At 38.8% G+C, this 11,157-nt stretch carries 10 protein-coding genes; 4 read left to right on the top strand and 6 right to left on the bottom strand.

Going from position 1 to position 11,157, the window contains the following annotated elements; translation table 11 throughout:
* Positions 1–352: 352 nt before the first annotated feature.
* From FFR48_RS20250 to FFR48_RS20240, 3 genes are all read right to left on the bottom strand, one after another.
* The gene (locus tag FFR48_RS20250) at positions 353–1,873 is read right to left on the bottom strand and encodes a YcjF family protein (protein WP_137668620.1); all 1,521 of its coding nucleotides are present in this window, start codon (positions 1,871–1,873) and stop codon (positions 353–355) included.
* Between the two features lie 334 nt (positions 1,874–2,207).
* On the bottom strand, positions 2,208–2,633 hold the full coding sequence (locus FFR48_RS20245) for a type II toxin-antitoxin system VapC family toxin (RefSeq protein WP_096568684.1): 426 nt from the start codon (positions 2,631–2,633) through the stop codon (positions 2,208–2,210).
* Entirely contained in the window at positions 2,626–2,892 is a 267-nt protein-coding gene (locus FFR48_RS20240) for a hypothetical protein (RefSeq protein ID WP_199291226.1), read from the bottom strand. The genes FFR48_RS20245 and FFR48_RS20240 overlap by 8 nt, the downstream gene beginning before the upstream one ends.
* A 441-nt stretch (positions 2,893–3,333) precedes the next feature.
* On the opposite strand from FFR48_RS20240, the gene fni reads away from it, so the two are divergent.
* From fni to FFR48_RS20225, 3 genes are all read left to right on the top strand, one after another.
* The gene (gene fni, locus FFR48_RS20235) at positions 3,334–4,383 is read left to right on the top strand and encodes a type 2 isopentenyl-diphosphate Delta-isomerase (protein ID WP_137668619.1); all 1,050 of its coding nucleotides are present in this window, start codon (positions 3,334–3,336) and stop codon (positions 4,381–4,383) included.
* A gap of 112 nt (positions 4,384–4,495) precedes the next feature.
* Complete coding sequence (gene sppA, locus FFR48_RS20230; protein ID WP_137668618.1) at positions 4,496–6,328, top strand: signal peptide peptidase SppA; 1,833 nt, start codon at positions 4,496–4,498, stop codon at positions 6,326–6,328.
* A 187-nt stretch (positions 6,329–6,515) separates the two neighbouring features.
* On the top strand, positions 6,516–6,752 hold the full coding sequence (locus tag FFR48_RS20225; RefSeq protein ID WP_096568672.1) for a hypothetical protein: 237 nt from the start codon (positions 6,516–6,518) through the stop codon (positions 6,750–6,752).
* Positions 6,753–6,849: 97 nt separating this feature from the next.
* Here FFR48_RS20225 and FFR48_RS20220 read toward each other — a convergent pair whose 3' ends face one another.
* The 3 genes from FFR48_RS20220 to FFR48_RS20215 all read right to left on the bottom strand — a co-directional run bounded on the left by FFR48_RS20220 (position 6,850) and on the right by FFR48_RS20215 (position 9,418).
* Positions 6,850–7,608: a GDYXXLXY domain-containing protein gene (locus FFR48_RS20220; protein WP_137668617.1), complete on the bottom strand. Its 759-nt coding sequence runs from the start codon at positions 7,606–7,608 to the stop codon at positions 6,850–6,852.
* Positions 7,605–7,736 carry a hypothetical protein gene (locus tag FFR48_RS30195; protein ID WP_268932452.1) on the bottom strand — a complete coding sequence of 44 codons (132 nt, stop codon included), beginning with the start codon at positions 7,734–7,736 and terminating at the stop codon, positions 7,605–7,607. Before FFR48_RS30195 ends, FFR48_RS20220 begins: the two co-directional genes overlap by 4 nt.
* Before the next feature lie 251 nt (positions 7,737–7,987).
* Complete coding sequence (locus tag FFR48_RS20215; RefSeq protein WP_190346606.1) at positions 7,988–9,418, bottom strand: DUF2157 domain-containing protein; 1,431 nt, start codon at positions 9,416–9,418, stop codon at positions 7,988–7,990.
* Positions 9,419–9,845: 427 nt separating this feature from the next.
* Here FFR48_RS20215 and FFR48_RS20210 point away from each other — a divergent pair, with 427 nt between their 5' ends.
* Complete coding sequence (locus FFR48_RS20210; protein ID WP_096568666.1) at positions 9,846–10,808, top strand: RsmB/NOP family class I SAM-dependent RNA methyltransferase; 963 nt, start codon at positions 9,846–9,848, stop codon at positions 10,806–10,808.
* Positions 10,809–11,157: the final 349 nt, after the last annotated feature.

The raw sequence follows: 11,157 nt of genomic DNA, 5'->3' as shown, positions 1-11,157 counted from the left end.
CGGAAAAAGTGTGCATTTTTTGGGATTTCAAGAGATGGCAAAGAAATTTTCAAATCTTCTCCTGACTCCTGACTCCTGACTCCTGACTCCTATGCCCTCACGGAAAGACTTTCTCAGCAACCCCTATGTAGACGCAGGACTTTTTCAGCATCCCCTAATTAGATACATCACCATTTCCATCAATTTTGCAATTGAGTCATGAGTCTTGATTTATGAGTCTTGATTTATGAGTCCTGATTTATGAGTCTTGATTTATGAGTCTTGATTTATGAGTCTTGATTTCTTAGCTATTAGTTGCCGATTATTTTCTCCCCTACTTCTCCATCTTGCCATCTGCCCCAGGTTCTAGCTTTTATTCACCGTCTGTCAAAGGTTTTACGACTTTAGCGATCGCCTCTTGGATAAATACTTTTATAAATTCGTCTCGGCGATTCATCTGAAATTGCTGCTGTACTACTTCCGTCATTCCCCCATCACCCCAATCTTGATCATGGCGAAAATACTCAATAAAGCTTTTGCCGGCAATGCGCGTTAAATAAGCTGCTGTTACTCCTTGAATAGCGCGACCAATGATAAAAGTAGCAACATGAAGTTGCAAAGCCGTTGATAGTAATTCAATAGCTCCTTTAACAATACCTAAACCAGCAATGGTTTTTCCTAAAGATAAGGCTAATTCTCGCCCCCGTTCCATATTCAAATCACAACCGTAAACCCTGCCAATTTCTACCACCATTTGGGCGTTAACTGCGGCGGTAGCTAGTAAGTCTACCACTGGTAAAGGAGTTACAGAAACCACACCAGCGCCGATCCATTGATAGCGGTCTACAATTTTATCAGCTTGACGGCGACGTTGAGAATCAATTAATTTTCGGGCTTCTTCTCCTAAGCGGAGAGATTGTAAAAGAATATTATCTGCAACTAAATCTTCACCTTCAGCCCGTAGTACAGAAGCCATACGTCGCAATAAGGAGACTATATCTGGTTCTGGTTGGAAAATTTCCCCGGTTTCTAATTGTGCGGGTTGGGGGTTAGCAGCGATCGCCACCACATCATTACTAGCAATATAATCTTTTACCCGTTGACGCAACTTAGTTAAGATAGCTTCTTGATCCTCATCTGTATATAAATCAGTTTTATTGAGAACCAAGAGCGATCGCTTACCAATTTCTGCTAAACCCTTCAACGGCTCATATTCAGAACGCCGTAAATCATTATCTACCACAAATAATAATAAATCTGCTTCCGTCGCCAAAGCCCTGGCCAGTTGTTCTCGTTCTGTGCCGGCAACTCCCGCTTCTAAAATTCCTGGCGTATCGGTAATTAAAATTTTTCGTTCTAATCCCTTTAAGCGTAAACAATAGGTTTCACCAACCTGAGTTGTACCCATTGGCGCATTTACCTGCCCGACTATCCGCCCCATAATCGCATTTACTAAGGAAGTTTTGCCAGCACTCCCTGTTCCAAACACCACTACTTGAATTTCCCCCCGTGCTAAATTCGCTTCTATTTCCTTAGTGCGACTCAGTAAAGCTTGACGGGTAACTTCATCTTGAATTTGTGCCACCTGTTGACGTACAGCTTGCAGAGTGCTAGAAGCCGCATCAGACTTAGCCGCAGGAATTTGGCTAGGGGTAACGCGTCTGCGATTACGTCGTGATTTTTCCTCACCAGACCGCAAAACCAAAACATAATATATAAAGGCTGCAACCAACCCTGCCAAAAGAACAATCAGCAGCAACAGCAGCAGATTACCTAATAGGGGAGAATAGGATAGTTGCCAATAAAGCCGAGTCAGGGAATCAATCAGCCACAGGGCTAACCCCAAAATGATAATCAAACCAACAATGAGCGTGACTAGGCGAGACAGAGGCATGAATCACAAAAATGAGAGGATATTAAGTAGGCAGATGCTTCTGATCTTAATCGTCGTCATCAACTACGTACAGTACAAAAAGACAAATTTTGCTAAACTCAGATGCAGTGCATATCCAATGTTCCCTTAAATTCAGTCAACAGCGAATAGTGCAGAAGATTGGTAATATAATGTTAAGAATCCGCGTTTAGTTGGTTCGCGGAAGTGGGGAGTTAGAGGATTTGAAAAGCATCTAATTTTTTATTTAGAAAGGGATGAGTATATTTAAATTGTTCGATTAATTCATGCTGCACGGGATATTTCACAGATTTTAGCTGAAGAAGAATAGTTATGATTAAGGTAAAAATATACGATCAAATGGTTGCTTGCGATAACGCCGATAAATATTAAAGTCTTTGTCTAGAGTTGCAATAGCAGAGATATTTAATCTTTCCGAAATAGCAATCAGCGATAAATCGGTAAAATCTCCTGGTAGATCCTGATAACTTGTGTTAAGTTCCTGGATTCTTTCATAGTCCGATGGCAGTAAATGTTCACATAAAAATACTTCCAGTGATAAAGCAGATAAAAATTCGTTCTGCACTTTTGTATTTGGGGCAAGTAACCACATCACTTCTGTAACACAGGCAATTGTTGTGATGAGTTGACTGGTACAGGTACTAAAAAAATTAATAACTTTTTGGTGATACTTGTCTTTACGGTCATAGAAGGCAACAAGAATCCCAGTATCAATTAATATTAGGGGATAATTATTATTCATGAGTTCTTGTTTGATGTCTTGCTTGAATTATGTCAGAAATTGCTTTTTTGCGTACATCTCTATCTGACAAATCTCCTGATCCTTCTAGTAAAAATTTGGGATAACCGCCCATTCTTTCTAATACTGTTTTAGGTGGAGCTTGATAGTTGTTAACAGATGTTTCTAAAGATGAGATAAATTTTAAAACAAGTGAAATTTGTTGATCATCAAGGTTGGCAATCGCTTCTAATAGTTTTTGGTGTGGACTGGTGGAGTACATAGAAATTTATTACTGTTGTGATAATTTACAGTTTAGCAAATAAGAAAAGCGATCGCATCTTTTCACATTTTTCAAATAGCGATACCTTCGGTAAGCTATCTCTACGAGACGCTACGCGAACGCTAACGCACTCCCCACATCCCCAAAAAGCGATCAATCTCTCATTCTCACTGTAGCAGAATAGCAGTTTTAGGTATTGGGTTTGAATAACAAAAGTATAGTCATATATCCATATTTTGTTATCTCAACCCAAGCTATTGCTAAACCCGTACAAATTCAACGGATAAACCCCCTCTAAGTATTAACACAAATAAATAAGTCTAAACTCAACAATTCTTAAATCTTAACGCCCATACACAATTATAAAATGCTTCCCAAAAATTCAAGAAGATTCTTAATATTTGCAACAATAATGAAGATAACAGCTTGGAGTCATTACCCGTGAACCCTCCTACCACCACCCCAACACAAACCCAAAATCGCAAAGCGGATCATATCCGCATCTGTCTAGAGGAAGATGTCCAATGTCAGCACGTTACTACCGGACTAGAAAAATATCGTTTTATTCATTGTTGTTTACCGGAATGCGATCGCACTGACATTGATATCAGCACGACTTTTTTAGGAAAACAGCTTCACGCACCAATCTTAATATCTTCCATGACTGGAGGAACAGAACGCGCAGGAATGATTAACCGTCGTTTGGCAGAAGTCGCCCAGCAATATAAACTAGCGATGGGTGTAGGTTCTCAGCGTGTAGCTTTGGAAAAACCCCAAGTTGCTGATACTTTCGCTATTCGTAAATACGCCCCAGATGTGCTTTTATTTGCTAATTTAGGTGCTGTACAACTTAATTATCAATGTGGTGTTGATGAATGTTTGCGAATTATTGAGATTTTAGAAGCTGATGCTTTAATTTTACACATTAACCCGCTACAAGAGTTCATTCAACCCAGAGGTGATACTAATTTCCGGGGATTGTTTGACAAAATTGCCGATTTATGCAGTAAATTACCAGTTCCTGTCATTGCCAAAGAAGTCGGTAATGGTATTTCTGGTAAGATGGCTGAAAAACTTATATCCGTAGGAATACAGGCTATTGATGTCGCAGGTGCTGGTGGTACATCTTGGGCTTTGGTAGAAAGCGAAAGAGCCGAAACATCATTACAGCGTAGATTAGGAAAGACTTTTGCCGATTGGGGGATACCGACAGCAGAATGTATTACCAGTATTCGCGCACAGTTACCGGAAATACCTTTAATAGCGTCTGGGGGGTTACGTCATGGGTTAGATGTAGCCAAAGCGATCGCTCTTGGTGCAGATATCGCTGGTTTAGCAATGCCTTTCCTGCAAGCAGCAGATGTATCATCAACTGCACTACAAGAATTGACAGAAGTCTTAATTGCCGAAATCACCACCGTGTTATTTTGTACTGGTAACAGAACTTTGTATCAGTTAAAGCAATCTGACGGTTTGCAGCGTATACAATAAAAAGAGGCAGGAGTCAGGAGGCAGGAGTTATTTTTTTAATTATTCTGTTCCCTATTCCCTATTCCCTTTCCTACCAGATATGATAGGTATTCAAAAGGACATATTATAACCAATGAATAACTTTTTTAAACAAACTTGTGCTAGTTTAATTGGTAGCTTACTAGGACTGATTATTTTCTCTGGTGTTGGTAGTCTAGGCTTATTATTTATCATTATCGCTGCTACTGCTAAAGATACAAGTCCACAAGTTAAAGATAAATCTATGCTGGTGTTTGACTTGTCAATGAAAATCACTGACAGTCAACCTAGTTCCAGTGACTTTCTGCAAAAAACCTTAACAGGTGTAGATGAAGAACAAATCACACTCCGCAAAGTGATTGAAACTGTGGAAAAAGCGCAACGTGATCCGCGTATTGTGGGTATTTATATAGATGCTACCAAGTCAGGTACAGCGAGTAGTTTGGGTTATGCTTCCCTCAAAGAAATTCGTCAAGCGTTAGATAAATTCCGTGCATCTGGGAAAAAGATTATCGCATATAGTACAGATTGGAATGAACGGGAATATTATCTGAGTTCAGTAGCTGATAAGATTGTACTCAATCCTGTAGGCATGATGGAAATCAACGGTTTGAGTTCACAACCGATATTCTTAACAGGAGCATTGGAGAAATACGGGATTGGTGTTCAAGTAGTACGGGTAGGGAAATTTAAAGGAGCAGTAGAACCTTTTCTCCTGGATAAACTGAGTCCAGAAAATAGACAACAAACCCAAAAATTATTAGATGATGTGTGGGGAGAGTGGCGAACTTCTGTAGGTAAAAGTCGGAAAATTCAACCGCAAAAATTACAGGCGATCGCCAATAACCAAGCTATTTTAGAATCTACCGCCGCAAAAGCTAACGGTTTAGTCGATCAAATAGCTTACCAAGATGAAGTATTTGCTGATTTGAAAAAGTTAACTGCTAGTGATGAAGATGATAAAAACTTCCGACAAATTAACATGACTGATTATGCCGAAGTTCCTGGTAAATCAATGGGAGTAGAACGCAACTCAGAAAATAAAATTGCAGTTGTTTATGCAGAAGGAGAAATAGTCGATGGTAAAGGAGAAGATGGACAAATAGGAGGCGATCGCTTTGCCCAAATCTTCAGAAAAATTCGCCAAGATGAAGATGTAAAATCTGTAGTTTTAAGAATTAACAGTCCTGGTGGTAGCGCCACAGCTTCAGAAATCATACAGCGAGAAATAAAATTAACTCGACAAGTTAAACCAGTGATTATTTCCATGGGTGATGTAGCTGCTTCTGGTGGTTATTGGATTGCCAGTGATTCTAATCGCATTTTTGCTGAAAAGAATACTATTACAGGTTCTATTGGTGTCTTTGGAATATTGTTAAACGGTGAAAAATTAGCCAATAATAATGGCATCACCTGGGATACAGTAAAAACAGCCCAATTTGCAGATACTCAAACAGCTGCTCGTCCCAAATCACCCCAAGAATTAGCACTGTATCAACGCAGTGTTAACCGTATTTATAATATGTTTATTAATAAAGTTGCCGAAGGTCGAAAACTACCCCAACAAAAGGTAGCAGAAATCGCCCAAGGTCGAGTTTGGTCAGGTGTAGCAGCAAAACAAATCGGTTTAGTTGATGAAATTGGTGGTTTAAATGTTGCTATTGAATATGCAGCCAAAGCCGCAAAATTAGGTAACGATTGGGAAGTACAAGAATATCCAAGAGTGACAACTTTAGAAGAACGTTTTTTTGGCAGAACACTACAAGAAGCCCAAGCAAAATTAGGACTTGAAAAAAATCTGATTCAGCCAAATAACTCACTTTTAGCAGAATTTGAGAAATTTACACAAGAAGTTGCCATTTTACAGAAAATGAACGACCCCCAAGGCATTTATGCCCGTTTACCTTTTAATTTGAAAATAGATTAATAAGCCTGGGGACTGGGGACTGGGGACTGGGGACTGGGTAATCAATTTTATGTTTCCCAATCAACTGTCAACTGTCAACTGTCAACTGTCAACTATCAACTGTCAACTATCACCAATCATCAATCACTAAAATATAGTGTAAAGTAGTGGGAACTTTACCTCACTCCTCTACTTTACACATCCATCTATGGATATAAAAACGAAACGCTTGTTACTGCTTGTTGTTTCCTGTAGTTTATCTGGTGTTATTTTAGGCGGAACTGCTAGTTGGGCAGAAAGTAAAATGTGTATGCGTGCTGATACAATTACCAGTGAATGTATTACCCAAAACCCAGTCGAAAAAACAATTCAAGGTATGAGTACGGGATTATTAGCTGGTGCGGGTGCTGCTTTTGGTGCAGCTTGGAATTTACGTAACTGGTGATTGGTGACTGGTGATTGGTGACTGGGGAAGAAGCAGGGGTGCAGGGGGAGAAAGAATATTCACTTTTGCCTTTTGCCTTCTGTTCCCTGTTCCCTAATTAAAAGCGATAATTGCGATCGCCTATCCACATACTCGTTGGTACAGCATTACCTTGAGGATCTACTTTCACCCTGACAATGATCGGTGTTCTACTTCCATTTCGGTTTTGCTGTGCTTGCAACAAATCATTATTAATTTGTTGTCTTTGTTCTTCGGAAAGATAATAATTTTCCAAACCGTAATTAATCAACCCATCTTGATAATTACCCTTTAAAGCTACCTGATTATTAGCTAAATAAATCGGGCGATCGCTACTCACACGCACTGGTTTCCAAGCTGCGGGAACATTACGATTAAAATCACGATTCAAACCACGATTAAAATCACGATTCAAACCACGGTTAAAAGATTGTTGTTCCTGCAAAATCAAATATAATGTACTGCCTTGATTGATTCTGCCATTTCTCAGAGAATTTTCTCTTACCCAATCTTTCCAACCCGGTAATCTTCGCAAATTTTCGGTACGAGAGATATTATAATCAAAGGACAAAGCAGAACCCTGTAACACATTATTAGAATATGCAGGTAAAGTTTGCAAAATCACACTTTTACCTGTCATTTCTGTATACATTGCTTGGGTGGGAACTGCTAAAATTAACCCTACTTGCAGCATTAGAGGTGCTACTAACCGCCAAATTGGTAATGGTTGATTGGCCTTTTGTTCAGTAGCAATTAAGTAATCACGAAAAGTTAACTTTTCGGAAAATTCCTTTTCTGGAGTTAAGGTTTTATTTTGTTCTGGTGAGTTATTTTTCATAATTGGTAATTGGTGATTGGTAATTGGTAATTGGTGATTGGTGATTGGTGATTGGTGATTGGTAATTGGTAATTGGTGATTGGTGATTGGTGATTGGTAATTGGTAATTGGTGATTGGGAAAATACAAATAATTTACCCTTATTCCCTATTCCCTATTCCCTATTCCCTATTCCCTATTCCCTATTCCCTATTCCCTATTCCCTATTACCCATGACTAATAGGATTTATAACGCAGAGATTTAATATATTTTTTAATTCTAATTTCTGCAATTGTAGCCGTAGAGAAGGCGGTTAGGACATTAATCTAAACTAAAACCTTGACACTCAAAGGCGTTTAGCACTGTCACCTGTCACCTGTCACCTGTCACCTGTCACCTGCTATTGTTTTTTAACAGTAGCACGTTCCTGTAAACGACGTTCAAACCAAAGACCGGCAGAAATCAAACCAGAACCACACAATACAAACACCAATGATCTAAATAATAAATCAGTGTCGTACTCTAGAACCCGGCTGATAATTTGCAGGATAAATAATAGCATACCACACCAAAAAGAAGTTCTGTTACTCAACTTTAAACCTTGTTGCATCAGTCCCCAAGCTAACGTGATCAACAGAACATTGAAAACAAAAATGCCTAGTTCAGTAATACGACTTATAGCTTGATGCCAAAAAGGTACAATGACAATGAAACTCAGAAAAATGCTAATGACAGTGATAGTAAAAAATACTTCTCTGCGGGTTGGGTTATGACGATGACGAAACAGAAATAACCATTGCAACACTGCTAAACCGCTAAGAATGCCTAAATCAATGATAGGCAAAGATTGAAAAACATTGGAGAAATTATTTGGCGAATTACCAAAACTGAAAGATTGCCATTGCCAACGGAAAGACAATAAATAAAACACCACAGCAAAACACCCCAAAGCTAAATTACGGGCTATATTTTGAAATAACCGATAATTAACAGTTGGGAACAACAAATCATCATAACTCCAAAATAAAGCAGGTGGTAATGCTAAAGCAAAAGAAGCAACCCAAGGAATAACATCAGAAAAAGTTAATAATGGTAAAGGATTGAGATTGTATTGTAGAGAAAGAGTAAAAGCGATCGCTGCTAAGATAAAAATCACCCGTGAACGACAAATATACGCCAAAGGTACAAACAACAACCAAGAAATTAACGGCGTATGTCGCACAGCTAAACGCGCCCAATTAAAATCACTACCAGCAGACCAAAATTCTCTCAGTCCTAACCAATAACCAATTTGTAACAGGATAATAGCCACAACACCCAAAGAATTGAGTGATAGACTATAAGCCATGAGTAAAACACCAAACCCCCAAGCTAAAAATAACTGGGTAGCTGAACCGCTAATATTAAATATTTGCGCCATCAGCATTAAAGTTGCACCCAAAATTAAGGCGCTGAGAATGAGTAAAGCTTCTCCTAATAGACGTTTGTTGCGTTGTGGTTTTTTACCTTCTCCCTTAGCAAGAGTCGGTTCTCTCCAAGTCAAAAAACCCGTGATAGCAGTAGACAAAAACAAACTCATCAACAAGATAAATTTAACTTCTCTTGACCATGTTTGCCAATTTGCTGCTACAAAGATAATGATACCTAAAATTAAAAGTAAACCACCGACAGCAATGGCTATTAAACCAGAACTTTCTTTTGCAGCCGCTTCTATTTTGTTAAATTGATAACGGTCGGCAATTTGCTGGTATTGGGAAGAACTGATAAGTCCTTCATCTCGCCAAAGTTGTGCTTCTTGGCGCAGTTTTTGTGGAAAATTATCTAAGATCATGACCTCTCCGGTGCAAATGGGTTAAAGGAGGCAGGAGTTGAAAGGCAGGAGGCAGGAGGGAGGTAGGAGAAAGCTTACAGGGGGATTCAAACCCACCTTTAATCGAAGACAGCTAAATCTGAGATTGTGGCTCTTGACTTAAACCCATACAGGCGAGGCAAAAAGACTTTATTGTTTATTGAAAATTTTCCCTTCTGCCTCCTGCCCTCTGCCTTCTGCCTCGCCCGAAGGGCAGTTAATTTAACAACTGTCAAAAAACGGTTAGCTTCTAGCCAAAGGCCAGAAGCCGCGCCGGACGCGCTTTAAAAACGCAATCTCAATGTTGGTCATTATCTTTTCAGTATGCAGCCAAATGCCTTAATTACATTGTTCTGGTGTAACACTTTCAATATTGTGCTAAATAGCTAAAATTACCCAATTTGTGAATATGGAAAAGCCTTCAAATTTATTACTTAAAGTTGCCCGTCGTTTATTTGATGATGCAGATGAACAAGCAAAGTTTATTGCATCTTTAGTTAATCCTCAACCTTTTGCACCTTGTATTCTTTGGTGTCAAGACAAGCTTGAAGTTTCACCTTTTGCAGTAGAAACACCAACACTTTGGCAACCAGAATTTGTAGATCGTTTATCTTTGGGCGAAAAACCAGGTCAACATCCTTTACATCAACAAGGATATTTTTATTGTTTAGATTTTTCTTCTGTATTTGCGGCTTCTGTGTTGTTAACAATTAATCAACCAGTACCTTTAGTATTTGATATGTGCGCTGCACCAGGAGGCAAGAGTGTATTTGCTTGGAAAGCGTTAAAACCTGATTTATTAATTAGTAATGAAGTCATTGGTAAACGTTTAGGGATGTTAATTTCTAACTTGAAACGTTGCCATATTCAACCTAGTTGTGTGGTAAATCGAGATTCTAGTATTTTTGTAGAGATGTTTGCAGAATCTAGTAATTTAGTCTTAGTTGATGCACCTTGTACGGGTCAATCTTTACTAGCAAAAGGTGAAAAAGCACCGGGTTGTTTTCATCATACCGCAATTAATAAAAGTGCTAATCGTCAAAAAAGAATTATTGCTAATTCAGCCCAAGTTGTTGCACCTCAAGGGTATTTAGTTTATATGACTTGCACCTATTCCCCAGAAGAAAATGAGCAGGTTTGTGAATGGTTGTTAGCAAGATTTCCCCAATTTCAAGCTGTGGAAGTTAGTCATTTATCTAAATATCAATCACATTTAACAAGTATTCCTTGTTATCGGATGTTTCCGCAGGATGGTTTGGGTGCTGGTGCGTTTACGGTGTTGTTTAAAAATATGAATGAAGGAGACATGAAAGAGAATAATTTAGACGCTATACTTTCTATGTGTAAATATGATAATTTTACAAAAACCTGATCAATTCAGGTTTTTATTTCTCGTTTTCTCGTTCCCATGATTACCAACCATTCAATACTGCTCGGTTAAGGCTAAAAAGTCATTATATGGTAGGTTGGGTTGAGGAACGAAACCCAACATTCTCAAGGATTTTTTTGGGTTTCGCTGTCGCTCAACCCAACCTACATTTGCTTAACCGATAAGTAGGGTTTGCTGAATAAACCTAAAACCTTGATATATCAGAGGTTAGAGGCTGATAAACACAGAAATTAGTGCAAGGGTTTTGAAGGGTATACCGGAAAAAGTGTGCATTTTTTGGGATTTCAAGAGATGGCAAAGAAATTTTCAAATCTCCTCCTGACTCCTGACT

The sequence above is a fragment of the Sphaerospermopsis reniformis genome (assembly GCF_005402885.1).
Lineage (GTDB): Bacteria > Cyanobacteriota > Cyanobacteriia > Cyanobacteriales > Nostocaceae > Sphaerospermopsis > Sphaerospermopsis kisseleviana.
Note: the sequence above shows the minus strand (reverse complement) of the source record. Positions and strands in the feature narration are given on the sequence as shown.